The sequence below is a fragment of the Streptomyces sp. NPDC057010 genome (assembly GCF_042673805.1).
Classification (GTDB): Bacteria; Actinomycetota; Actinomycetes; order Streptomycetales; family Streptomycetaceae; genus Streptomyces.
Map to the genome: position 1 here is coordinate 40,760 of NZ_JBHUSC010000042.1, position 22,131 is coordinate 62,890.

Annotated in this window: 23 protein-coding genes; 10 read left to right on the forward strand and 13 right to left on the reverse strand. The window is 72.1% G+C overall.

Annotation, left to right across the window (positions count from 1 at the left end; all coding sequences use genetic code 11):
* Window positions 1-139: 139 nt before the first annotated feature.
* The 3 genes from ACFTXQ_RS27745 (at window position 140) to ACFTXQ_RS27755 (ending at window position 5,214) form a co-directional block, all read left to right on the forward strand.
* Entirely contained in the window at window positions 140-1,882 is a 1,743-nt protein-coding gene (locus ACFTXQ_RS27745; protein ID WP_382645433.1) for an amidohydrolase family protein, read from the forward strand.
* Window positions 1,879-3,360, forward strand: a complete 1,482-nt coding sequence (locus ACFTXQ_RS27750; RefSeq protein ID WP_382645436.1) for an aldehyde dehydrogenase family protein — start codon at window positions 1,879-1,881, stop codon at window positions 3,358-3,360. Before ACFTXQ_RS27745 ends, ACFTXQ_RS27750 begins: the two co-directional genes overlap by 4 nt.
* Before the next feature lie 282 nt (window positions 3,361-3,642).
* The gene (locus ACFTXQ_RS27755) at window positions 3,643-5,214 is read left to right on the forward strand and encodes an APC family permease (RefSeq protein WP_382645438.1); all 1,572 of its coding nucleotides are present in this window, start codon (window positions 3,643-3,645) and stop codon (window positions 5,212-5,214) included.
* 76 nt (window positions 5,215-5,290) lie between these two features.
* On the opposite strand, the gene ACFTXQ_RS27760 is transcribed toward ACFTXQ_RS27755, so the two are convergent.
* Both ACFTXQ_RS27760 and ACFTXQ_RS27765 read right to left on the reverse strand, forming a co-directional pair.
* Window positions 5,291-5,632, reverse strand: a complete 342-nt coding sequence (locus ACFTXQ_RS27760) for a helix-turn-helix domain-containing protein (protein ID WP_382645441.1) — start codon at window positions 5,630-5,632, stop codon at window positions 5,291-5,293.
* Entirely contained in the window at window positions 5,629-5,988 is a 360-nt protein-coding gene (locus ACFTXQ_RS27765) for a type II toxin-antitoxin system RelE/ParE family toxin (protein ID WP_382645444.1), read from the reverse strand. The genes ACFTXQ_RS27760 and ACFTXQ_RS27765 overlap by 4 nt, the downstream gene beginning before the upstream one ends.
* A gap of 148 nt (window positions 5,989-6,136) precedes the next feature.
* Between ACFTXQ_RS27765 and ACFTXQ_RS27770 the strand changes: the two genes are divergently transcribed.
* Window positions 6,137-6,439 carry a hypothetical protein gene (locus ACFTXQ_RS27770; RefSeq protein WP_382645447.1) on the forward strand — a complete coding sequence of 101 codons (303 nt, stop codon included), beginning with the start codon at window positions 6,137-6,139 and terminating at the stop codon, window positions 6,437-6,439.
* A gap of 36 nt (window positions 6,440-6,475) precedes the next feature.
* Window positions 6,476-7,297 carry a DUF4239 domain-containing protein gene (locus ACFTXQ_RS27775; protein ID WP_382645450.1) on the forward strand — a complete coding sequence of 274 codons (822 nt, stop codon included), beginning with the start codon at window positions 6,476-6,478 and terminating at the stop codon, window positions 7,295-7,297.
* On the opposite strand, the gene ACFTXQ_RS27780 is transcribed toward ACFTXQ_RS27775, so the two are convergent.
* From ACFTXQ_RS27780 to ACFTXQ_RS27795, 4 genes are read right to left on the reverse strand one after another with little or no spacing between them, the layout of a single operon-like run.
* Window positions 7,261-7,659, reverse strand: coding sequence for a VOC family protein (locus ACFTXQ_RS27780; protein WP_382645453.1), 399 nt, complete (start codon window positions 7,657-7,659; stop codon window positions 7,261-7,263). The two genes, ACFTXQ_RS27775 and ACFTXQ_RS27780, sit on opposite strands and share 37 nt — an antisense overlap.
* On the reverse strand, window positions 7,656-8,216 hold the full coding sequence (locus ACFTXQ_RS27785) for an NADPH-dependent FMN reductase (protein ID WP_382645456.1): 561 nt from the start codon (window positions 8,214-8,216) through the stop codon (window positions 7,656-7,658). Before ACFTXQ_RS27785 ends, ACFTXQ_RS27780 begins: the two co-directional genes overlap by 4 nt.
* 24 nt (window positions 8,217-8,240) lie before the next feature.
* The gene (locus tag ACFTXQ_RS27790; protein WP_382645459.1) at window positions 8,241-8,480 is read right to left on the reverse strand and encodes a DUF397 domain-containing protein; all 240 of its coding nucleotides are present in this window, start codon (window positions 8,478-8,480) and stop codon (window positions 8,241-8,243) included.
* Complete coding sequence (locus tag ACFTXQ_RS27795; RefSeq protein WP_382645462.1) at window positions 8,477-9,313, reverse strand: helix-turn-helix domain-containing protein; 837 nt, start codon at window positions 9,311-9,313, stop codon at window positions 8,477-8,479. The genes ACFTXQ_RS27790 and ACFTXQ_RS27795 overlap by 4 nt, the downstream gene beginning before the upstream one ends.
* Before the next feature lie 127 nt (window positions 9,314-9,440).
* Here ACFTXQ_RS27795 and ACFTXQ_RS27800 point away from each other — a divergent pair, with 127 nt between their 5' ends.
* Genes ACFTXQ_RS27800 through ACFTXQ_RS27810 form a run of 3 tightly spaced genes read left to right on the forward strand, consistent with a single transcriptional unit; the run spans window position 9,441 to window position 10,560 of the window.
* Window positions 9,441-9,866: an ATP-binding protein gene (locus ACFTXQ_RS27800; RefSeq protein WP_382645465.1), complete on the forward strand. Its 426-nt coding sequence runs from the start codon at window positions 9,441-9,443 to the stop codon at window positions 9,864-9,866.
* A gap of 44 nt (window positions 9,867-9,910) precedes the next feature.
* Complete coding sequence (locus tag ACFTXQ_RS27805) at window positions 9,911-10,159, forward strand: type II toxin-antitoxin system VapB family antitoxin (RefSeq protein WP_382645468.1); 249 nt, start codon at window positions 9,911-9,913, stop codon at window positions 10,157-10,159.
* Window positions 10,156-10,560 carry a PIN domain nuclease gene (locus ACFTXQ_RS27810; protein ID WP_382645470.1) on the forward strand — a complete coding sequence of 135 codons (405 nt, stop codon included), beginning with the start codon at window positions 10,156-10,158 and terminating at the stop codon, window positions 10,558-10,560. The genes ACFTXQ_RS27805 and ACFTXQ_RS27810 overlap by 4 nt, the downstream gene beginning before the upstream one ends.
* Window positions 10,561-10,591: 31 nt before the next feature.
* Here the strand turns inward: ACFTXQ_RS27810 and ACFTXQ_RS27815 are convergent, their stop codons facing one another.
* The gene (locus ACFTXQ_RS27815) at window positions 10,592-11,452 is read right to left on the reverse strand and encodes a TIGR03619 family F420-dependent LLM class oxidoreductase (RefSeq protein WP_382645473.1); all 861 of its coding nucleotides are present in this window, start codon (window positions 11,450-11,452) and stop codon (window positions 10,592-10,594) included.
* Between the two features lie 98 nt (window positions 11,453-11,550).
* Complete coding sequence (locus tag ACFTXQ_RS27820; protein WP_382645498.1) at window positions 11,551-12,921, reverse strand: ADP-ribosylglycohydrolase family protein; 1,371 nt, start codon at window positions 12,919-12,921, stop codon at window positions 11,551-11,553.
* Window positions 12,922-13,640: 719 nt separating this feature from the next.
* Here ACFTXQ_RS27820 and ACFTXQ_RS27825 point away from each other — a divergent pair.
* A complete protein-coding gene (locus ACFTXQ_RS27825; protein WP_382645476.1) occupies window positions 13,641-14,723 on the forward strand; it encodes a tyrosine-protein phosphatase in 1,083 nt (360 codons plus the stop codon).
* Window positions 14,724-14,780: 57 nt separating this feature from the next.
* Here the strand turns inward: ACFTXQ_RS27825 and ACFTXQ_RS27830 are convergent, their stop codons facing one another.
* The 3 genes from ACFTXQ_RS27830 to ACFTXQ_RS27840 form a co-directional block, all read right to left on the reverse strand.
* Window positions 14,781-17,357, reverse strand: coding sequence for a bifunctional FO biosynthesis protein CofGH (locus tag ACFTXQ_RS27830; protein WP_382645479.1), 2,577 nt, complete (start codon window positions 17,355-17,357; stop codon window positions 14,781-14,783).
* A 40-nt stretch (window positions 17,358-17,397) separates the two neighbouring features.
* Window positions 17,398-18,216 carry an SDR family oxidoreductase gene (locus tag ACFTXQ_RS27835; RefSeq protein WP_382645482.1) on the reverse strand — a complete coding sequence of 273 codons (819 nt, stop codon included), beginning with the start codon at window positions 18,214-18,216 and terminating at the stop codon, window positions 17,398-17,400.
* A gap of 94 nt (window positions 18,217-18,310) precedes the next feature.
* Window positions 18,311-19,525, reverse strand: a complete 1,215-nt coding sequence (locus tag ACFTXQ_RS27840) for a PLP-dependent aminotransferase family protein (RefSeq protein ID WP_382645484.1) — start codon at window positions 19,523-19,525, stop codon at window positions 18,311-18,313.
* 139 nt (window positions 19,526-19,664) lie between these two features.
* Between ACFTXQ_RS27840 and ACFTXQ_RS27845 the strand changes: the two genes are divergently transcribed.
* Window positions 19,665-20,576, forward strand: a complete 912-nt coding sequence (locus tag ACFTXQ_RS27845; protein WP_382645487.1) for a hypothetical protein — start codon at window positions 19,665-19,667, stop codon at window positions 20,574-20,576.
* A gap of 121 nt (window positions 20,577-20,697) precedes the next feature.
* On the opposite strand, the gene ACFTXQ_RS27850 is transcribed toward ACFTXQ_RS27845, so the two are convergent.
* Both ACFTXQ_RS27850 and ACFTXQ_RS27855 read right to left on the reverse strand, forming a co-directional pair.
* Window positions 20,698-20,907 (reverse strand): DUF397 domain-containing protein, encoded by a 210-nt coding sequence (locus tag ACFTXQ_RS27850; protein ID WP_382645489.1) that lies wholly within the window; start codon window positions 20,905-20,907, stop codon window positions 20,698-20,700.
* A 214-nt stretch (window positions 20,908-21,121) separates the two neighbouring features.
* Window positions 21,122-22,006: a helix-turn-helix domain-containing protein gene (locus ACFTXQ_RS27855; protein WP_382645492.1), complete on the reverse strand. Its 885-nt coding sequence runs from the start codon at window positions 22,004-22,006 to the stop codon at window positions 21,122-21,124.
* Between the last annotated feature and the right edge of the window lie 125 nt (window positions 22,007-22,131).

Sequence of the window (22,131 nt, forward strand, 5' to 3'; positions counted from 1 at the left end):
CGCTGCCGGGGGCCAGCCCCCGGACCCCCGCTCCTCAAACGCCGGAGGGGCTGAAATTGCCCTCCGGGCAAGCCAGCCCCGCCGGCGTTTGAGGCGCGGGGTTTGGGGCGGAGCCCCAACTCACCCGAGAAGGGACGTCATGCTCGACCACCTGATCAAGGGCGCGACCGTCGTGGACGGCACCGGCGCCCCCGCCCGCGTCGCAGACGTCGGTATCCGCGACGGGCGGATCGTCGTCATCGCCGAGCCAGGCGGCACGGTCACGGAAGAGGCCCGCACCACCGAGGACGCCACCGGCCTCGTCCTCACCCCCGGCTTCATCGACCCGCACACCCACTACGACGCCCAGCTCTTCTGGGACCCCTACGCCACCCCCTCCATGAACCACGGCGTCACCACCGTCGCCGGCGGCAACTGCGGCTTCACCCTGGCCCCGCTCAACCCGGCCCGCCCCGAGGACGCCGACTACACCCGCCGCATGATGAGCAAGGTCGAGGGCATGGCCCTCAAGGCCCTGGAGGAGGGCGTCGACTGGACCTGGTCCACCTTCGGGGAGTACCTCGACGCCCTGGACGGCCGTATCGCCGTCAACGCCGGCTTCATGGTCGGCCACTGCGCGCTCCGCCGCCACGTGATGGGCGAGGCGGCCGTCGGCGGCAGGCCCACCCCCGAGCAGATGGACGAGATGCTGGCCCTCTTCCACGACGCCATGAACGCCGGCGCCTGGGGCCTGTCGACCACCCAGTCCTCCACGCACTCCGACGGCGCCGGCGCCCCCGTGGCCTCCCGCCACGCCGAGCCGGCCGAACTGCTCGCCCTCTCCCGCGCCGTCGCCGACCACGAAGGCACCCAGCTCGAAGCGATCGTCGCCGGCTGCCTCGACCAGTTCTCCGACGCCGAGATCGACCTCTTCGTCGAGATGAGCGCCGCCGCCGGGCGGCCCCTCAACTGGAACGTCCTCACCATCGACGCCGCCGTCCCCGAGCGCGTCCCGCGCCAGCTGGTCCCGAGCGAACGCGCCCGCAAGGCCGGCGGCCGGATCGTCGCGCTGACCATGCCGATCCTCACCCCCATGAACATGTCCCTCGGCACCTTCTGCGCGCTCAACCTCATCCCCGGCTGGGGCGAGGTCCTCGGCCTGCCCGTCCCCGAGCGGATCGAGAAGCTCCGCGACGCGGACGTCCGCGCCGAGATGCTGCGCCGCGCCGACAGCAAGGAGGCCGGCGTCTTCCGGCGCCTCGCCCACTTCGGGCGCTACGTCATCGGCGACACGTACAGCAAGGAGAACGAGGGCCTCAGCGGCCGCGTCGTGGGCGACATCGCGGCCGAGCGCGGCCAGGACCCCTTCCACTGCCTGGTGGAGATCTGCGCCAACGACGACCTGCGTACGGTGCTGTGGCCCATGCCCACCGACAACGACCCGGCCAGCTGGGCCCTGCGCGCCGAGACCTGGCAGCACGAGGACGTCATGCTCGGCGGCTCCGACGCCGGCGCGCACCTGGACCGCATGTGCGGGGCCCCGTACACGACCCGCTTCCTCGGGGACTGCCTGCGCGGCCGCAAGCTGGTCCCGCTGGAGCAGGCGGTACGGATGCTCACGGACGACCCGGCGCAGCTGTTCGGGCTGCGCGAACGCGGCCGCATCGCCGAGGGCTACCACGCGGACCTGGTGCTCTTCGACCCCGAACGCATCGAGGCCGGCCCGGCGACGCTCGTCCACGACCTGCCCGGGGACAGCCCGCGGCTGGACGCGCGGGCCATCGGGATCGTGTCCGTACGGGTCAACGGCGTGGAGACCATCCGCGACGACGAGGTGACGGGCGCGGTTCCGGGCATCGTGCTCCGGTCCGGCCGCGACACGAGGACGGTGAGCACGCGATGACGGACGACGCCCAGCGGCTGTACGTCGGCGGCGAGTGGGTGGAGCCGGCGGGCGGCCACTACGAGGTGGTCAACCCGGCGGACGAATCCGTCGTCGGCCTCGCGCCCGAGGCCTCGCGCGCCCAGGTCGAGGAGGCGGCGCGCGCCGCGGCCGGTGCCTTCGAGGCCTGGTCGCGTACGAGGCCGGAGGAGCGGGCGGCGATCCTCGACCGGGCCGCGGACATCATGCAGCGGGAGTTCGAGCCGTGGGCCGCGCTGGCCCGGGCCGAGACGGGCGCCCCGACCGGGATCGCACGCGGCATGCAGGTCGGGGTCGGGGTCTCCCGCTTCCGGCGGTACGCGAAGGGCGCCCTGGAGCCGGTGGAGCGGGGCCTTCCGCCGCAGGTGACGGAGGCCGGCCCAATGGGGAAGGCGAGCATCCTGGGGGCGCTGGAGGTGCGCCAGCCGGTCGGCGTGGTCACCTGCATCACCTCCTACAACAACCCGTGGGCGAACCCGGCGGGCAAGGTGGCCCCGGCCCTGGCCATGGGCAACACGGTGGTGGTCAAACCGGCCCCGCAGGATCCGCTGTCGGTGTTCAAGATGGCCGAGGCGCTGCACGAGGCCGGGGCCCCGGCGGGCGTGGTGAACGTGGTGTCGGGCCGGTCGGTGGAGGTCGGGGAGGCCGCCGTCGACTCCCCGTACGTGGACATGGTGTCCTTCACCGGCTCCACGGCCGTCGGCCAGCGCATCGCGGAGGTCTGCGGCCGCGGCATGAAGCGGCAGCTGATGGAGCTGGGCGGCAAGGGCGCGGCGGTCGTCATGGACGACGCCGACCTGGACGCGGCGGTCATGGGCATCGGGACGACCTTCTCCTTCTACTCCGGGCAGATCTGCACGGCTCCGACCCGGGTGATCGCGCACCGGTCGGTCTACGACCGGCTGATCGAGAAGCTGACCGGCTACCTGGCCTTCATGAAGGTCGGCGACCCGGGCGCGGCGGGCACGGTGGTGGGGCCGGTGATCACGGCGGCGCACCGGGACCGCGTCGAGTCGTACGTCGAGCTGGGCCGCAAGGAGGGGGCGCGGATCGCCTACGGCGGCGAGCGCCCGGTGGTGGGGGAGGGCCGCGGCTTCTACGTGGCGCCCACCCTCCTGGTGGACTGCACGAACGACATGCGCGTGGTCCGGGAGGAGATCTTCGGCCCGGTGGTCGTGGTGGTCCCCTTCGACGGGGACGGGCAGAGCGGGGAGGACGAGGCGGTCCGGCTGGCCAACGACAGCGATTTCGGCCTGCTGAGCTACGTGTGGTCCGGGGACTCGGCCCGCGCGTTCCGCGTGGCGCGCCGGCTGCGGGCGGGCGGGGTGGGCGTGAACACCATCGGCCGCAACATGGAGGCGCCGTTCGGCGGCTTCAAGCGGTCGGGCGTGGGCCGGGACGTGGGCTCGTACGCCTTGCACGCCTACAGCGAGGTGCAGTCGATCGTCTGGACGGGCTGAGATGACCTGGGCGGGGGAGGCCCCCCGCCCAGGCCGCTGCCCGGGGAGTGGCGGCCGTCACACGGGAAAGTTGAAACGGGTAGAAAACGGACAAGGCTGCGGTTTCCGCATAACGGAACGCCATGTCCGCCACCTGCCGAACGGCGGCCGAGAAGTCAAGTGAACCTTGTATTACGAGCCCGTGAAGTGTCTTGACTTCAAGGATCCAAGGCATTTTGCCGGTCCGTGATGCGGACTTAAGACCTCCGGATATGGAAAACGCAGCGTCTAACGTCCTGACTCATGACAGAGCTGGACGTTCGGCCTCAGGTCGGAGACACGGTAAGCGGCGTAGCCCAGGGCGAGGGCGACGTCCGCGGCAAGGGCCTCGGCAAGGGGTCCGTCGGACTGGTGGGCAGTGCCGTCATCGGCATCTCCACCGTCGCCCCCGTCTACTGCCTGACCTCGACCCTCGGCTCCACGGCCGGTGAGGTCGGCGTGCAGATGCCGGCGGTGTTCCTGGCCGGCTTCCTGCCGATGCTGCTGGTGGCCTTCGCCTACCGCGAGCTCAACAAGGCCATGCCGGACTGCGGCACCTCCTTCACCTGGACCGTCAAGGCCTTCGGCCCGCGGATCGGCTGGATGTGCGGCTGGGGCCTGGTGATCGCCACGATCATCGTGCTCTCCAACCTCGCCGGCGTCGCCACCTCGTACTTCTGGCTGCTGGCCGGCGAGATCACGAACAACCCGTCGATCGCCGCCCTGGACGACAACAAGTTCGCCCACATCGCCACCTGCCTCACCCTGATCGGCATCGCGACCGCCATCAGCTACCGCGGCATGACCGCCACCAAGGGCATCCAGTACGCCCTGGTCGGCCTCCAGCTCGTCGTGCTCGCCATCTTCGTCGCCATGGCCTTCCAGAAGGCCTCGGCCGGCACCTTCGACACCGGCCTGGACTTCTCCTGGTCCTGGATGAACCCCTTCGCGGTCGAGTCCATGGCGGCCTTCACCGCCGGACTCTCGCTCTCGATCTTCATGTACTGGGGCTGGGACGCCTGCCTGGCCACCAACGAGGAGACCACCGGCTCCGCCAAGACCCCCGGCCGCGCCTCCCTCATCGCGATGGTCGTCCTGGTCGGCTCCTACCTGGCCACCGGCATCGCCGCCCAGATGGCCGTCGGCTCCGGCGACGAGGGCCTCGGCCTCGGCAACCCGGACACCTCCGACAACGTCTTCGCCGCGCTCGCCGGCCCCGTGATGGGCCCGATGCTCGGCATCCTGCTCTTCGTCGCGGTCCTGGCCTCCGCCGCCGCCTCCCTGCAGACCACCTTCATCCCGGTGGCCCGTACGGTCCTGGCCATGTCCACGTACGAGGCCCTGCCCGCCTCCTACGCCAAGGTCCACCCGAAGTTCAAGACCCCGGGCCGCGCCACGATCATGGCGGGCCTCGCCACCGGCGCCTTCTACACGGTGATGACCCTGGTCAGCGAGAACGTCCTGACCGACACGATCTTCGCGCTCGGCCTGATGATCTGCTTCTACTACTCGCTGACGGCCTTCGCCTGCGTCTGGTACTTCCGCAAGGACCTCGGCCGCTCCGCCCGCGACCTCTTCTTCAAGGGCGTCTTCCCGATCCTGGGCGGCGTGCTGCTGGCCGCGGTCTTCTTCAAGACCCTCTACGACGCCTGGGACCCGGCCTACGGCTCCGGCTCCCACCTCCCCGGCCTCGACGTCGGCAACGTCTTCGTCATCGGCGTCGGCCTGCTGGCCCTCGGCCTGGTGATCATGTTCATCACCGAGCGCCGCAGCCCCGCCTTCTTCCGCGGCGAGGTCCTCACCAAGTCCACCCCGGCCCTGGTCGTCGAGGACTGACCCCGAGGGCCCAGCGCCCCCGCCAGCCGAGTCATCCCCACGGCCCCGGATCCCCCCGATCCGGGGCCGCGGGCGTTCAGCCGAGAACGTACTGCTCGTCCCCGAACTCGGCCACGATCTTCAGCTTGCCGCCGAGGGCGCGCACGTATGCGGCGAGGGTTTCGACCTCGCTGCGTTCCAATTCGCCGCTTTCGATTCGCGAGACGCGTGCCTGCGTGACCCCCATGGCTTCGGCGACCTGAACCTGCGTGGTGTGTTGTCGCTTGCGCACCTCCGCCAGGCGGTGGGCGCGGACGACGGAGATCATCTCCGCGGCGCCACGGTCGATCTCGGCCCGCTCGGCGGGAGAGAAACCGAATTCCTCGACGAGGTCGTCCCAGCGGGCGACCTGCGCGGGGCGCTCGGGCTTCTGGCTCATGGTGTGTCCTCCTCCGATTGCGTCAGGTAATCCTCGTACGCCTTCTCGGCGCGGGGGATCGCGGAGTGATGCCAGCCCTGCCAGTCGCCGGATTTGTCCCCGCCGACGAGGAACACCGCGCGCCGCAGGGGGTCGAAGACGAACAGCAGCCGCACTTCGCTGGTGCCGACCGACCCGGGCCGAAGCTCCTTGAGGTTGGCCAGCCGGGATCCCTTGACGGTGTCCACCAGGGGGCGGCCTGTGGACGGTCCTTCTTGCCGCAGAGCGGTAATGGCCTTGCTGATCTGGATGAGCGTAGGCCGGTCGTCTTGGCGCAGAGCGTGCAGCCAGGAAAGTGCAGGCTCCACGACGATCACTTCTCAGTCCACGGACCTTCCCTTTCGAGTATGACAGGTGCGGCATATTACGCAAGTGTCATATCGGTGGGTGTGGGCCTTCGGCAGTCTCACTCCAAAGGGGGGCGGAGACGGTGACCCGGGGAGCGGCGGGGTCGTTGGGCGGGGCATGACTGCCATCAAGCGCACCCTTGCCGCCCTGGTCCTGTCCGGGGGCGCCGCCCTCGCCCTCACCCCCGTCGCCGCGCACGCCGACGCGAACGCCGACGGGCGCACCATCGAGGGGCCGCCGATCACCCGGCGCCTCGGCGAGATCGCCAACCACCCCGGACAGGCCGTCCAGGACACGAAGACGGCCGTCGGGGCGACCACCGGAGCGGTCGGCTCCGCCTCGAAGGCGACCGGCAGCTCCCTCACCGGCACCAAGACGGCCCTGCACGGCCTGCCGAAGACCCCGAAGGTCGGCGGCTAGCAGCGCGGTCGGGCGGCGGCGCTCGTTGAGCAGCGCATGACCCTCTGGTTGCTCAATCACCTCAGCACGTTCGTCATGGCCGTCCTCTTCGTCGGCGGCCTCACCGCCATCGCCGTGGCCGGAAGCATGGCCGCGCGCCGCCGCTACCCGCACCTGGCCCGCGGGGACCACAACGAGATGGTCGGGGTCGCGCTCGGCATGTTCGGCGCGATCTACGGCATCATCCTCGCCTTCGTCGTCGTCACCCTCTGGACGCAGCTGGAGAACACCCAGACCATCGTCGCCACCGAGGCCACCGACCTGGCCCTCGTCGTGCGCAGCGCCGACGCCTTCCCCGAGGCCGACCGCGCGCGCGTGCAGGAGGCCGTCGGCGCCTACACGCACGCCGTCGTCGAGGTGCAGTGGCCGCTGATGCGCGACGGCGAGCCGAGCTACGACGCGACATCGCGGCAAACGCGGGCCCTCTACCAGGCCCTCCAGGCGTACGAGCCGCAGGGCGCGCGCGCCGAGACCTTCTACGCCGAAGCGGTCACCCGCCTCAACGACGTCGCCGCCCAGCGCCGGGCCCGCATCACGATGGCCGAGGCCTCGCTGCCGATCCTGCTCCAGGTCCTCGTCTACGGGGGCGCGCTCGTGATCGTCCCCCTGACCTTCCTGTTCGGGCTGCGCAGCCTGAAGATGCAGCTGCTCTTCGTATCGGCGGTGGCCGGGCTGATCGGCTTCAGCCTGCTGCTGGTGATGGCCATGGACCGCCCCTTCGCGGGGGACCTGAGCGTGAACCCGGAGCCCTACAAGGAGGCGGCCCTGGCGCAGTTCTGGGCTCAGCCCCAGGTGCGGGAACAGAGCACGAGCCGGTAGCCGTCCGGGTCCTCGACGGTCACGCCCCACTCGTCCCAGTACGGGTTGTGGGCGGCCACCCGCGTCCCGCCGTGGTCGACGAGGCGCTGGACGAGGGCCTCGTCCGGCGCCTCGCCCAGGTAGACCACGAAGAGGTCGTCGACGGTGGGCGCGGGCGCGATCGGGTTCGCGGCGTCCCGGGTGAGCTCGAAGTGCCAGCCACCCCCGGCCGGCCCGACCATCAGCAGGTCGTGCTCCCCGGGCACGCTCTCGGCGCTGCGCCACTGGACCTGGAGCCCGAGCCCGTCGACGTAGAACCGCTCGGCGGCCTTCAGGTCGAGGGAGGGCCGGGCGACACGGATGTGCGTACGTGAGTCGATCATGCGGCCAGCGTACGAAACCCCGTGCGGGCCGCGCCGGTTTCCGCGAGGCGGATGAGCAGACCCCGCAGCTCCTCCAGGGTGGCGGGGTCCGTGATGCGCCCGTCCGCGATCTTGCGGGTGGCCTGCGGGATCAGCAGCCCGTCCGGGAGCACCCGGGCGTCCATCACCGTCAGGGTCTCGGCCACCCACGCCTGGGCCCGGTTGCCGCCCGTGGCGGCGGGCGAGGCGCTCATCAGGGCGACCGGCTTGCCCGCCATCTCCCCGCCCCCCACCAGCCACTCCAGGGCGTTCTTCAGGACCCCCGAGGTGCCGTGCGCGTACTCGGGGGTCGAGATGAGCAGCCCGTCCGCCGCACCGAGCCGGGCCCGGAGACCCGCAACGACCTCGGGGAGGTCGTGCTGCTCCACGTCGGCCTCGAAGTAGGGCAGCCGGCTCAGCGCCGGTTCGAGGGTGAACTCCCAGGACGGATCGCGGTCGCACAGCTCGGCCGCGGACCGCAGGGCGGACGCGTTCAGGGAACCGGCACGCAAACTTCCGCACAGGGCGAGGATCTTCATGCCGATCACCCTATGCGCGCCGGTTCAGACGAGGTGGCCGAGGAACCCCGCCCAGGCACCCGGGCCGACCGCCAGCTGGGGGCCGGCCGGCACCTTTGAGTCCCGGATGTGGATGGTGTCGGCGCAGGTGGCTACCTCGACGCAGTCGTCGCCCTGGCTGCCGCTGTAGGAGGACTTGTGCCAGGAGAGCGCGACCTCGACGCAGTCATCGCCATCACCGCTGCTGTAACTGCTCTTGAACCACCGGAGTCGGGAGCTGTTCACAGGGATCCTCGCAATCGCATCAACAGGCCCACGGTGTCCGCAGGATTGAGGGCCTGGATGCGAAGTTTGGCATACCGCTGGTGGAGCAGGCTGAGGTCTTTCGGGTCGGTCAGTACCCTGCCTGACTGCTGGCCCTCGCTGTACCCAGCCCATTCGTGCTCCTCGGTTTCCAGGAGGCGGAAGGGGCCACCGAGGCCCGCGTGCTCGGGGCTGACCAGCGGCATGATCTGCAGGTCGACGTTGGGCAGTCGGGCGCATTCCAGCAGGTGGTCGATCAGCTCGCGCGTCACGTCGGGACCTCCGGTCTGCCGGAGGATCACCGCCTCGTCGATGATGAAGCTGAACACCGTGTACGGAGTCCGGTACAGGAGTTGCTGTCGGCCCAGCCGGGCCGTGATGCGGGCCTCCACCTCCTCGGCGGTGGGCGGCGGCAGGACGGCCGCGACCAGGGCGCGGGCGTAGGCCTCGGTCTGTAACAGGCCCGGGATCGAACGGGATTCGTACGTATTGAGAGTGCGGGCCTTCTCCTCCAGCTCCGCCCACCTCCGGAACCACCTCGCCAGCCCCCGCCTCCGCGACAGCTGGGCGGCGGCGATGCGGATGACGCCGTACGCGTCCAGCGCCACCTCCACCCGGTCGACGAACCTCGTGGACGGGTGGCGTCGGCCCTGTTCCACCGAGCCGACGTACTGGACCGAGTAGCCGATCGCCGCGGCCAGTTGCTCCTGCGTCATGCCGGCCCGTTTACGGGTGGCCTTGAGCGTCTCCCCAAAGCTCCGCAGGTCGTTGTCCGGCTCGACCTCGCCGTCACCGCTCTCGTCGGCATGCGTCATCGCGGTCACCTCCGCAAGCCAGGTTCACGGACGGTGACCGCTACTGTCCAGAGAGTGGGCTCGTACAGTTGAAAAGTAGTAGTTGCGGTGCTGGGAACTCCCCTGCTCACGCGGGACGTTGTGCATCATGACCGCACCATCCGGCCCCGCCGTGACCTTCGTACGCACGTTCACTCAGCGTTTCAGCTGCACCCGGCGCGGGGCCCGCCTCGCGCGGCAGCTGGCCCTCGTGGAGCTGGACGCGTGGGGGATCCCCGAACCGACCGCCCTCTCGGCCGACGCGGGGCTGCTCGTCGCCGAGCTCGCCGCCAACGCCGTCACCCACGGCCGCGTCCCCGGCCGGGACTTCGAGCTGCGCATGACCCTGCTTGCGGGGGTCCTGCGCATCGAGGTCTCCGACGCCCGCCGGGACCGCCGCCCGGCCCTCCAGCCGCACGCGTACCAGGCAGAAACGGGCTACGGCCTGCGCATCGTGGATGCCGTGGCCACCGACTGGGGCGTCCTCGACCGCCTGATCGGCAAAACGGTCTGGGCCGAGCTCCCCCGCCGGTGATATCTTTTTTGGGGATCGTATATACGCGGCTTCTGGAGGTCGGCATGTCCCGAACGGTGATCGACCTGGACGACGAGGCCTTGGCGGAGGCCGCCCGGCACCTCGGTACGACGACGAAGCGGGACACCGTGAACGCGGCACTGCGGGAGATCGCCGACCGCCGCCGCAGAGCCGCGGCGGTGGAGCGCATGCGCCAGATGGTTGCCGATGGTGAGATCGACTTCTCTGCGATCGAGGACGGCGGCGCCCGGGCCGAGGCGGAGGACGGGCCGGGAGGGCGACCGGCCGCGTGAGCGAGAGCTTCCTCATCGACACGAGCGCACTTGTCCGTTTCTATCGCGGGCAGACCGGTCCCGCATGGGACCAACTGGTCACCTCCGGCGTAGTGGGCCTGTGTGAACCGGTACGTCAGGAGTTCCTGCGCGCCGTCGGCGGCCGCCCCGCCTACTACGAGGCCGACGGTCTGCTGCGCGAGACCTTCCCGTACTTCGTGGCACGGGACTCCGTATGGGAGGAAACCTCGGCCCTTCAGCTGCGGCTGGCGGACGAGGGCTGTCACCAGTGCGCAAGTCCGGTCGACCTGCTCGTTGCCGTTATCGCCCGGCACCACAAGCTGACGGTCCTCCACCAGGACTCGGACTTCGAAACCATCGCGCGCGTGACGGGTCAGCCCGTGCGCCGCATCCTCGACTGACCGGGGCGGACGGCCGGGTGTGCACCGCAGGTCAGAGGTACTGCGCGAAGTCGTCCAGCGTGCGCAGGATCTCCGCCTCCGGGGCCGAGGGGAGCTGGAGGACGATCTCCTCCAGGCCGAGGTCCGCGTAGTGGGCCATCTTGCCGGGCGTGGGCTGGACCGCGTACGGGATCACCTGGAGGGTCTTCGGGTCGCGGCCGGCGGTCTCCCAGATGCGGCGGAGCACCGGCATGGACTCGGTCAGGCCGCGGCCGCCGATCGGGAGCCAGCCGTCGGCGTGGTCGGCGATGGCGGCGAAGAGCTTCGGGCCGGCGGCGCCGCCGATCAGGGTGCGGGGGCCGTGGAGGGGGTGGCCCGGGCTGAGTTCGCGCGGGGGCTGGACCGGCTTGGGGTGGGCGGCGCTGGCCTGCACCGAGGAGAACTCGCCGACGTACGCCGTGGGCTCGGGGGCCCACAGGGCGCGCATCAGCGCCATCCGGTCGCGGACCAGTTCGCGGCGGGTGCGCCACTCGACGCCGTGATCGGCGGCCTCCTCCACGTTCCAGCCGTAGCCGATGCCGAGGGTGAAGCGGCCGCCGGAGAGGTGGTCCAGCGTGGCGATCCGCTTCGCGAGGTCGATCGGGTCGTGCTGGGCGACGAGGGTGATGCCGGTGCCGAGCTGGAGCCGCTCGGTCACGGCGGAGGCCTGCCCGAGGGCCACGAAGGGGTCGAGGGTGCGCCCGTACATCTCGGGGAGCTCGCCGCCCATGGGCGCGCCGGTGTCGCGGGAGACCGGGATGTGCGAGTGCTCGGGGAGGTAGAGGCCGGAGAAGCCGCGCTCCTCCAGGCTCCGGGCGAGACGGACGGGGGAGACGGTGCGGTCGGTGAGGAAGACGGTCGTGGCGATCCGCATGGCTTCAGGCACCTCCGGGACGTGGGAACCGCAACGGTACGGGCTGAGCGTACGGAAGTTGAGGGGGCGTCAGGGAGGTGCGGGGGCGGACCCCGCCGCTAGAGCGGCGGGTACCTGTCGGTCCAGCCGGGTGCGGAGGGGGCCGCCGGGCCGTGGAGGGCGGGGCCCTGGGTCATCTCCAGGGCGAAGTCGTCGGCGAGTTCGAGCAGCGTGGCGCGGCCTTCGAGCGTGGCGAGGCGGGCGGCGGGCAGGGCGGTCTCGCCGTGCAGGGCGCCGAGCAGGGCCCCGCACAGGGCGCCGGTGGCGGCGGGGTCGGGGCTGTGGGTGACGGCGAGGTGCAGCCCGTGGGGGATGTCCTCGGCGACGAGGGTGCAGTAGACGGCGGTCGCGAGGGCGTGCTCGGCGTCGGCGGTGGGGGAGAGGGCCCCGACGCGGTCGGGGGTGGGCGGGCCCTGGGTGACGGCCGAGAGGGCGCGCTGGAGGGCGTCGGTCACGGGCTGGTGGCCGGGGCGGGCCGCCAGCAGGCCGAGGGCGCGGTGGACGGCGACCTCGGGGGAGTCGCCGCGGGTCAGGCCGTGCACGATGACGGCGAAGGCGCCGGCCGAGAGGTAGGCGGCGGGGTGGCCGTGGCTCTGCGCGGCGCACTCGACGGCGAGCTGGAGGACGAGGGCGGGCTCCCAGCCGACGAGCAGCCCGAACGGCGCGGAACGGGTCGCGGCGGCCGCGTCCCGGGCGGTGGGGTTCTTGGGGCGGTCGAGGGTGCCGAGGGTGTCGTCGCCGAAGCCGGTGAGGGAGGCGCGGTCGGGGTTGCGGCGGCTGTAGAGCCACTCCTGCTGCCCGAGCCAGCCGTTGTCCTTGCGGCGCTCGTCGGGGCCCCAGTCGCGCTGGGTCGCGGCCCAGCGGAGGTACGCCCGGTGGACGTCGGTCGGCGGATGCCAGGCGCCCGTGTCCCGGCGCACGTGGGCCCGTATGAGCCCGTCGACGGTGAACAGCACAAGCTGAGTCCCCGCCCCCACCCGCCCGCCCCCGGCCGGCCCCGCGGCCCCGTGCCCGCCCGCGTACCCCGGCGCAGATGCCGGCCCGTGGCTGCCCCCGTTCCCCGGCGCAGACGCCAGCCCGTGGCTGCCCCCGTTCCCCGGCGCGGACGCCAGCCCGTGGCCGCCCGCGTACCCCGGCGCAGACGCCGGCCCGTGGCCGCCCGCGTACCCCGGCGCAGACGCCGGCCCGTGGCCGGCCCCGCCCCCGGCTCCCGCGCCGGCCGCACGGCCCGCTCCCGGGCCGGCCCCGAGGCCGGTCCCGTGTCCCGCGGTTGGGCCGGTCCCGGGGCCCGGGACGGCGGCTGTGCCGAGGGCGTCGCCGATGGCGGCGCCCAGGAGCGCGCCGCGCACCCGGCTCCGGAAGTCCTGCTGCTCGAACCGCCCCCAGAGCCCGGCGCTCGACCCTGCACCCCGCGCACCGGCCCCGTCCAGGGGGCCCGCGCTCCCGCCCGCACGCCCGGATCCGGCCGCGGGGACCACCTGCAGGGCGCCCGCAGCCTCGGCTCCTGCGGGGGCACCTGTGTAGAGCGGGCCGGTCTCGGATCCGCCGAGCAGGTCCGCACGGCCGGGCCCCGTCGCCGGGACTGCGTGCAGGGCATCGGCAGGGCCGGGCGCACCAGCGGTGCCGGGCGGGGGCGTGGTGTCGTCGATGCCGGCCGCGCGCAGCGCACCAGCACCGGCACCGGCACCAACGGCCTCCGCCGTGCCGAGCAGGGCCGACCGGCCGGGCGCGGCGCCCGCGAGGTCGGCTTCGTGCGGGGCGCCCGCGGGGTTCGTCATGTCCGTACCGATCACTTCGTCCACCCCGGCCACCACCTGGCCCTTGCCGACCACTACGCCCGCTGCTCTGGTTGTCGCGTCCATCGCCGCCACCGTCCCCCCGACCGTGTCTGCACTGGCGCGCACTTTAGTGGACACGTTCAGCCGAATCCCGGAACGAGCGCGCCAAGCGGCCCGTAAGTGAGCGGAAAACGGCCGGAACCCGAACACTTTCAGCCGCTCGCCTGTCCACCCCGGCCGCGCGGCCAGACCGGGCACCTGACAGCCCCAGCGGCAGCGCGTGGCACGTTTTGCCACTCGCCGTCCGCGCGGTCGGTTTCAGCCACGCCTCGTTCATCCGACGTTTCCCGCCGCCGCCCAGCCTCAAGGGCATGAAGAAGGCCCTCCTCGCCGCGACCGCCGTCGCCTCCGCGCTCACCGTCTCCTCCCTGGTCGTGGCCCCCGCAGCCTCCGCCTCCGCCTCCGCCTCCGGCCGGGACGGGGACCGCATCCCCTTCACCCAGGCCACCGTCACCGCCGCCCCCGACGGCTCGTACACCCTCCGGTGGAGCGCCCCCGGCACCCGCCGCGTCGAGGTCAGGGCCAACGGCAAGGTCGTCGCCAGCGGCGGCGCCGAGGGCCAGGCCGTGGTCACCGGGCTGCCCGCCGCCGACCGCCAGTGGTTCGACTTCCAGCCGGAGCACGGCCATGGCCACGGCCACGGCCTGCGCCTCGCCGACCGCCAGGTCAAGCTCGAAGGCGCCGTCAACTTCCGCGACGCCGGCGGCTACCGCACCACCACCGGCCAGTGGGTCAAGATGGGCGAGGTCTACCGCTCCGACGCCCTCAACAAGCTGACCGAGAACGACCTGGCCAAGCTCCAGCGCCTGCACGTCAAGACGGTCTTCGACCTCCGCATGGAGGACGAGCGCACCAAGGACGCCGACAAGCTCCCCGCGGGCGCCACCTACGTCGTCGCCGACGTCTTCGCCGTCTCCGGCTCCTTCCAGGCCCTGCCCAAGACCCCCGACGAGGCCGTCAAGGCCATGGTCGACGCCGAAAAGGCCATGGTCAGCGGCGAGGGCGGCAAGAAGGCCTACACCCAGGTCCTGGAAGGGATACGGGACGACGACGCCCGCTCCGTCCTCTTCCACTGCACCGCCGGCAAGGACCGCACCGGCTGGGCCAACGCCGCCCTGCTCACCGCCCTCGGCGTGCCCCGCGCCACCGTCGAGGCCGACTACCTCGCCAGCAACGACTACCGCAAGGCCGCCAACGACGCGATCCTCTCCCGCCTGCCCGCCCCGCAGGCCGCCGTCTACAAGCCGATGCTCGACGTGCGCCCCGAGTACCTCAACTCCGGCTACGACGAGGTCAACGCGAAGTACGGCTCCTTCGACCGCTACCTGAAGGACGGCCTCGGCATCGATGCCCGCGAGCTGAAGCAGCTCAAGAAGGACCTCCTCGTCGGCTGACCCGACCCGCCCCACCGCGACGTACGGGAGCCCGGCCGGGCTCCCGTACGCCTCGGCTCAGTCCAGTACGGGCAGCAGCTCCGGCAGGTGCCCGTCCGAGGCCCGCGCCGCCCGCTGCCGCTCCTCCGGGACCTCCCCGTACAGCGTCGTCCGCGCCTTCGCCGGCCGCCCCGCCGCCTCCGCGACCGCGATCAGGTCCCGCACCGACTTGTACGAGCCGTAACTCGACCCCGCCATCCGCGAGATCGTCTCCTCCATCAGCGTCCCGCCCAGGTCGTTCGCCCCCGACCGCAGCATCTCCGCCGCCCCCTCCACACCCAGCTTCACCCAGCTCGTCTGGATGTTGGGGATGTACGGGTGCAGCAGCAGCCGGGCCATCGCCGTCACCGCCCGGTTGTCCCGCACCGTCGGCCCCCGCCGGGCGATGCCCGCCAGGTACACGGGCGCGTTGGTGTGGATGAACGGCAGCGTCACGAACTCCGTGAAACCACCGGTCCGCTGCTGGATCCGGGCCAGCGTCCGCAAGTGCCCGAGCCAGTGCCGCGGCTGGTCCACGTGCCCGTACATCATCGTCGACGAGGAGCGGATCCCCAGCTCGTGCGCGGTGGTGACGACCTCGACCCAGTCCGCCGTCGGCAGCTTCCCCTTGGTCAGCACCCAGCGGACCTCGTCGTCCAGGATCTCCGCCGCCGTCCCCGGGATGGAGTCCAGCCCGGCCTCCTTCGCCGCCGTCAGCCAGTCCCGTACGGACATGCCCGTACGCGTGGCACCGTTGACGACCTCCATCGGGGAGAAGGCGTGCACGTGCATGCCGGGCACCCGCTGCTTCACCGCCCGCGCGATGTCGAAGTACGCCGTCCCGGGCAGGTCCGGGTGGATGCCGCCCTGCATGCACACCTCGACCGCGCCCACCTCCCAGGCCTGGGCGGCCCGGTCCGCGACCTGGTCCAGGGACAGCGTGTAGGCGTCGGCGTCCGTACGGCGCTGCGCGAACGCGCAGAAGCGGCAGCCGGTGTAACAGACGTTGGTGAAGTTGATGTTGCGCGTGACGATGTAGGTGACCTCGTCCCCCACCACCGACTTCCGCAGGTCGTCCGCGATCCGGCACAGCGCGTCGAGCGCCGGCCCGTCCGCGTGCAGCAGCGCCAGCGCCTGCTCGTCGGTGAGCCGCGTCGGGTCGTCGGCGGCCTGCGCGAGCGCGGCCCGTACGTCCGTGTCGATGCGCTCCGGGACCATGCCCGGGGCCGCCGCCTCGCGCAGGGCCTCCCAGTCGCCGTAGACGAGGTCGAAGTCCTCACGCCGGTCGCCGGTACGGCCCTCGGTGTCGATGGTGGCGTGCAGATCGGTCCGCCCGTACGCCGTGAACGCCTCGTCCGGCTCCTGCCACGGCTGCCCCTCGACGGTCGCGGACTCGTCCGCCAGACCGGTCTCCGCATCGGCCAGCGCGCGAACGTGCGGCAGCAGCCGGGGGTCCAGCCAGGGCTCGCCGCGCTGGAGGAACTCCGGGTAGATCGTGAGCCGTTCGCGCAGCTCGAACCCGGCGGCGGCGGTCCGCTCCGCCAGCTCCTCGATGTGCGGCCACGGCCGCTCGGGGTTGACGTGGTCGGGGGTCAGCGGCGAGACCCCGCCCCAGTCGTCGATGCCGGCGCCGATGAGCAGCGCGTACTCGGCGTCCACCAGGTTCGGCGGCGCCTGTATCCGGGCGCTCGGGCCCAGGATGTGGCGGCCGACCGCGATGGCGGCGGCCAGCTCCTCCAGCTCCGCGTCCGGCATGCCGCGCATGGCGGTGTCCGGCTTGGCGCGGAAGTTCTGGACGATGACCTCCTGGATGCCGTGGTAGCTGCGCTGGATCCGGCGCAGCTCGAAGAAGGCCTCGGCCCGCTCCTCGTACGTCTCGCCGATCCCGATCAGCACCCCGGTGGTGAACGGGACGTTCGACCGGCCGGCGTCCTCCAGCACCCGCAGCCGTACGGCCGGCTCCTTGTCGGGGGAGCCGTGGTGCGGGCCGCCGGGCTCGGACCACAGCCGGGTGGCGGTGGTCTCCAGCATCATCCCCATGGACGGGGCCACGGGCTTCAGCCGCTGGAGGTCCGCCCAGGACAGGACCCCGGGGTTCAGGTGCGGCAGCAGCCCCGTCTCCTCCAGCACCCGGATCGCCATGGCCCGTACGTACGCGAGGGTGTCGTCGTACCCGTGCGCGTCGAGCCACTCGCGGGCCTCGGGCCAGCGGTCCTCGGGGCGGTCGCCCAGCGTGAACAGGGCCTCCTTGCAGCCCAGCGCCGCGCCCTGGCGGGCGATGTCGAGGACCTCGTCGGGGGAGAGGTACATGCCGTGGCCGCTCCTGCGGAGCTTGCCGGGCACGGTCACGAAGGTGCAGTAGTGGCACTTGTCGCGGCAGAGGCGGGTGAGGGGGATGAAGACCTTGCGTGAGTAGGTGATGACACCAGGCCGCCCGGCGGCGGCGAGCCCGGCGTCCCTCACGCGGGCGGCGGAGGCGGCGAGGTCCTTGAGGTCCTCGCCGCGTGCCCGGAGGAGTACGGCCGCCTCGGTCGCGTCGAGCGCGACGCCGTCGCGGGCCCGCCGGAGCGCGCGGCGCATCGCGTTTTCGGTCGGAGCGTCACTCGGAGTGGTCATGGGCCGAGCATACGATCCGGTAGTCCGCGCCCGGGGAGGGTCACCGCATCAGCTCACCGGCATTGACCAGCAGCGACTGGCCGGTTATCGCCCGCGCCCGGTCGGAGGCGAGGAACACGGCGGCGTCGGCGACGTCCCCGTCGGTGGCGAGGTCGGGCAGCGCCATGCGGTCGGTGAGGCGCGCGTGCACCTCGGCCTCGGGCACGCCCTCCGTGTGGGCGGTGAAGGTGACGAACGCCTGCACGGGCGGGCCCCACATCCAGCCGGGCAGCACGGTGTTGACCCGGATCCGGTGCGGGCCGAGTTCGCGGGCCATGGAGTACATGGCGGAGGTCAGCGCCCCCTTGGAGGCGGCGTAGGCGGCCTGCTGCACCTCGTTGGGCGCGGCGACGGCGGACTGGGTCCCGATGATGACGACGGATCCGCCGCCCTGCGCCTTGAGCGCGGGCAGACAGGCCCGGGTCATCCGCAGCGTCCCCAGCAGGTTCACGTCGATGATCTGCTGCCAGGTCCCGAAGTCGGCGTCCTCCAGGCCGCCGAAGTACGAGTCCCAGGCGGCGACGTGCACGACACCGTCGACCCCGCCGAACCGCTCGACGGCCAGCGCGGCCAGCGCCCCGCACTGCGCCTCGTCCCCGATGTCGGTCGGCAGGTAGGCGGTGTGCGCCCCGTCGGGATCGATCTCGGCGGCGGATTTGGCCAGATTCGCCTCGGTCCGCGCCCCGAGCACGGCGTTACCCCCGTCCCGCACCACGGCGGCGGCCACCTGGTGCCCGAGCCCGGCCCCGACGCCGGAGACGATGACGGTCTTCCCTTGCAGCAACACGGAGCCTCCAGGCGGGCGGGAACCACAAGACATCTGACGGCCCGTCAGGCTAAAGGAGTGCCGGAGCTATGTGAAGGGACGGGTCGGGATCGGCCCCGCCCCGCCCCGCCTCGGCCCCCGCCGCGCCTCACGCCGGCCGCGCCGCCCGGCCCAGCCGCTCCAGGCCCTGCGCTATCTCCTCCGGGGTGTGCGTCGTGAAGGAGAGCCGGAGGGTGCGGTGGTCTGCCGGGCCCGTGTGGAACGGGGCCCCCGGCACAAAGGCCACGTCGTGCGCGACGGCCGCGGTGAGCAGGGCCGTCGCGTCGTGGCCCTCCGGGAGGCGGGCCCAGACGAACATGCCGCCCTCCGGGCGGTTCCACTGCGAGCCCGCCGGGAGTGCCGCGCCGAGCCCCGCCAGCAGGGCGTCGCGCCGGGCCACGTAGGCCGCCCGGACCGCCGCGACGTGGGCGTCCAGGTCCGCCGCGGCCAGGTAGTGCGCGGCGGCCAGCTGGTCCACCGTCGAGGTGTGCAGGTCGGCCGCCTGCTTCGCGACCACCGCCGCCCGCCGCAGCGCCGCCGGCGCGCGCAGCCAGCCCAGCCGCAGCCCCGGCGCCATGACCTTCGAGAAGCTGCCGAGCAGGGCGGTGCGGTCCTCCGCCCCCGGATGGGCGGCGAGCCACGGCACGTGGGCCCCCTCGTAGCGGAGGTCCCCGTACGGATCGTCCTCGACGAGCCACAGCCCGAGCCGCGCCGCCGTCTGCGCGATCGCCGCCCGGCGCCCGGCCGGCAGGGTGCGTCCCGTCGGGTTCTGGAAGGTGGGGATGGTGTAGAGCAGCTTGGGGCGTTCCCGCGCGACGACCTCGGCCAGGGCGTCCGGGAGGATCCCCTGCTCATCGCAGGGGACGGCCACCACCCGGGCTCCCGCCAGCCCGAAGCACTGCAGGGCGGCCAGGTAGGTGGGGTTCTCGACCAGGACCACGTCCCCCGGCTCGACCAGCGTGGCCGTGACGAGGGTCAGGGCCTGCTGCGAACCCGAGGTGACGAGCACGTCGTCCGCGCCCGTGGCCAGGCCCCGCGCCGTCGCCCGGGCCGCGACGGCCGCGCGCAGCTCCGGCACGCCCTCGGTGGTGGAGTACTGGAGCGCCCGCGGCGCGGAGGCGGCGAAGGCGGCGTCGTACGCGGCCCGCAGGCCCTCGGTGTCGAAGAGCTCGGGCGCCGGGAGGCCACCGGCGAAGGAGATCACCCCGGGGCGCTCGGTGAGCGCGAGGATCTCGCGTACGGGAGAACCCCCCACCGCGGTGGTGCGGGCCGCGAACGCGGGCAGCGGCGAGGCGACAGCGGAGGCGGCGACGGCAGCGGGCACGGGGGCTCCTCGGGGGGTCGGGTGCGCGCATCGTAGCCCCAGAAAGATGCAGACGGCATCTATATTCCACATCGTGAACCGTGAGCCGAACCGCGCCCGCCCCCTCCCGATCTGACGCGGCATCAGCTAGACCGTTCCCATGTCGAACAATCGAGAACAGGCGCCCGGGCAGAACCACGACCACGACCGGCAGCGAGGAGGGCGGCAGGGCGACACCCCTGCGGACACCCGCGCGGAGACCTACGCCGAACTGGCGGCGGTCGGCCCGTACGGCGTCCGCCCCGGCCACGCGCTGATCACCATGGTGGAACCGCACCCGGGCCACGAGTACGCCTACAACCGCTGGTACGAGGACGACCACTACTACGCCGGCGCCATGGCCATGCCCTGGATGTACGCCGGCCGCCGCTGGGTGGCCACCCGCGAGCTCCAGGCGCTGCGCTACCCCGAGAAGTCCGCCGTCGCCCAGCCCGTCACCGCCGGGTGCTACATCTCGACGTACTGGGTCACCGAGGGCCGCTACGACGAGCACATGAAGTGGACCGTCGGCATCAACAAGCGGCTGGGCCGCGACGCCCGCGTCTACCAGGACCGCACGCACGTCTTCACGGCCTTCCAGGACCACGAGGCCACCGTCTACCGCGACGGCGCCGCCGGCCCGCGGGACTTCCACGCCCTCGACCACCCGTACGCCGGGCTCGTCCTCCAGGTCGTCGACGCCGACGGGCCCGCCCAGCGGGCGGAGCTGCTGGAGTGGCTGCGCTCGCGCGCGCTGCCGAAGCGCCTGCAGGGCTCCCCGGCCGCGATGGTGACGATCTTCCGGCCGACACCGCTGCCCGGGGACCGGATGACGTACGTCAAGCAGGTCGAGGGGGTCGACACCCGGCTCACGCTGCTCTGGTTCCTGGAGGAGGACCCCGAGGCCTGCTGGGACCGCTTCCGCGGGCTGGACACGGAGGTCGCGGAGGCCGGGCTGGGGCGGGTGGAGCTGGTGGCGCCGTTCATCCCCACGGTGCCGGGGACCGACCGCTACGTGGACCGTCTCCGGTAGGGCTTGGGGCGCGTCGCCGCCGTCCGGACATGGCCGAGCCCCCTCGGCCAGGACGGCGGGCCAGTCGAGAGGGCTCCATGCAAGGTGCTGGTGGGACGGTTGGGACGCATGCAGTGACGTTTCAGGCGAGGCGTCCCAGCCGCCCCCCGGTGACATCGGCGACGAACGAGGTCCAGGAGCCGGGCGCGAAGGTGAGGGACGGGCCGTCCTGCACCTTCGAGTCGCGCACCGCGATGGCCTCCGTGACGGGGGACTTGACCTCGACGCAGGCCCCGTTGGCGGAGTACGACGACTTGGTCCAGTTGTCCGTGGCACCCAGGCGAATAGCCATGTTTCTCTCCGGTTCAGCGAGTAGTTCCGTTGGCGTGTCGGCCACTTCTCCGGCTGACGTGATCGACGCTACCCGCCGCTCCTGATGGGTGAAGGGACCGTTCACCCGACCGAGTGGCATATTCCATTCAGGCCTTCTGTGGCCGGGGAGTGACGGTGTACCGTGCCGCCTCGGTCCGCCGCGCCCCCGGAAAACCCTTTGGTTATCGGCGGTTTCATTCGGCCTTGCCCGCATATTGGCCGATGATCCCGGAGATGAACTGCCGGGTCTGGTCGACGTTGAGGGCCTGGGCGCGCAGGTGCTCGTACATCACGCTGTACTTCTGCACGTCGTTGGCCTTCTCCAGGTACAGGTCGCTCGTCACGCCCTCGATGTAGACCACGGTCGAGTCCGACGCGTCCGGGAACTCCAGAATCGCGTACTGGCCGTTGACGCCCGGGTGCGCGCCCAGCGAGAACGGCATCACCTGCACCGTGACGTGCGGCTGCTCCGACTGCTCTATCAAGTACTCGAGCTGCCGGATCATCAACTGGGCGTCGCCCACCTCCCGGCGCAGCGCGGCCTCGTCGATGACCGCCCACAGGCGCAGCGGGCCGAGCTCCGGATTGTTGTTGTCCGTTTCGGAGAGGCGTTTCTGCCGGTGCATGCGCACCTGGACGCGTTTCTCCACGTCGGCCGGCGCCGTCTCCGGCCACGCGCCGCGGACGAGGGACTGGGCGTACTCGGTGGTCTGGAGCAGTCCCGGGATCACGAGGGGCTCGTACGTACGCAGGCTGGCGGCGTCCGTTTCGAGGCCGATGTAGACGCTGTACGGGATGTCGCCGAAGGCGTGCCACCAGCCCTGCTGGCGGGAGTCCTTCGCCATCTGCATCAGCGAGTCCACGAGCCGGGGATCCTCCACCTCGTACACCTCGCACAGGTCACGGACGTCGCGCTGGCTGATGGAGCGGCGGCCGTTCTCCAGCCGGCTGATCTTGGACTGGGAGACGAGCAGGCGCTCGGCGACCTGTTCGGCCGTCATGCCCTTGTCTTCGCGGAGCTTGCGCAACTCCATGCCCAGTCGGCGGCGTCGGACGGTGGGATTGACATTGGACGCCACGTGAACGGCACCTCCGCCTTCTCTTGCTGTCTCTCTGCGTGTCTGATGTTGAGCAGACTGCCACCGAAGCACGGGGCGCCGCTGGGGAACGGCGGGGAAAGCGGAGGGAAAGCAGACGCGCGGGG

Bases quoted from the DNA above. Each gene is read 5' to 3' on its own strand.
- ACFTXQ_RS27745 (WP_382645433.1), top strand. From the start codon at position 140: ATGCTCGACCACCTGATCAAGGGCGCGACCGTCGTGGACGGCACCGGC.
- ACFTXQ_RS27750 (WP_382645436.1), top strand. From the start codon at position 1,879: ATGACGGACGACGCCCAGCGGCTGTACGTCGGCGGCGAGTGGGTGGAG.
- ACFTXQ_RS27755 (WP_382645438.1), top strand. From the start codon at position 3,643: ATGACAGAGCTGGACGTTCGGCCTCAGGTCGGAGACACGGTAAGCGGC.
- ACFTXQ_RS27760 (WP_382645441.1), bottom strand. From the start codon at position 5,632: ATGAGCCAGAAGCCCGAGCGCCCCGCGCAGGTCGCCCGCTGGGACGAC.
- ACFTXQ_RS27770 (WP_382645447.1), top strand. From the start codon at position 6,137: ATGACTGCCATCAAGCGCACCCTTGCCGCCCTGGTCCTGTCCGGGGGC.
- ACFTXQ_RS27775 (WP_382645450.1), top strand. From the start codon at position 6,476: ATGACCCTCTGGTTGCTCAATCACCTCAGCACGTTCGTCATGGCCGTC.
- ACFTXQ_RS27780 (WP_382645453.1), bottom strand. From the start codon at position 7,659: ATGATCGACTCACGTACGCACATCCGTGTCGCCCGGCCCTCCCTCGAC.
- ACFTXQ_RS27785 (WP_382645456.1), bottom strand. From the start codon at position 8,216: ATGAAGATCCTCGCCCTGTGCGGAAGTTTGCGTGCCGGTTCCCTGAAC.
- ACFTXQ_RS27795 (WP_382645462.1), bottom strand. From the start codon at position 9,313: ATGACGCATGCCGACGAGAGCGGTGACGGCGAGGTCGAGCCGGACAAC.
- ACFTXQ_RS27800 (WP_382645465.1), top strand. From the start codon at position 9,441: ATGACCGCACCATCCGGCCCCGCCGTGACCTTCGTACGCACGTTCACT.
- ACFTXQ_RS27805 (WP_382645468.1), top strand. From the start codon at position 9,911: ATGTCCCGAACGGTGATCGACCTGGACGACGAGGCCTTGGCGGAGGCC.
- ACFTXQ_RS27815 (WP_382645473.1), bottom strand. From the start codon at position 11,452: ATGCGGATCGCCACGACCGTCTTCCTCACCGACCGCACCGTCTCCCCC.
- ACFTXQ_RS27825 (WP_382645476.1), top strand. From the start codon at position 13,641: ATGAAGAAGGCCCTCCTCGCCGCGACCGCCGTCGCCTCCGCGCTCACC.
- ACFTXQ_RS27830 (WP_382645479.1), bottom strand. From the start codon at position 17,357: ATGACCACTCCGAGTGACGCTCCGACCGAAAACGCGATGCGCCGCGCG.
- ACFTXQ_RS27835 (WP_382645482.1), bottom strand. From the start codon at position 18,216: ATGTCTTGTGGTTCCCGCCCGCCTGGAGGCTCCGTGTTGCTGCAAGGG.
- ACFTXQ_RS27845 (WP_382645487.1), top strand. From the start codon at position 19,665: ATGTCGAACAATCGAGAACAGGCGCCCGGGCAGAACCACGACCACGAC.
- ACFTXQ_RS27850 (WP_382645489.1), bottom strand. From the start codon at position 20,907: ATGGCTATTCGCCTGGGTGCCACGGACAACTGGACCAAGTCGTCGTAC.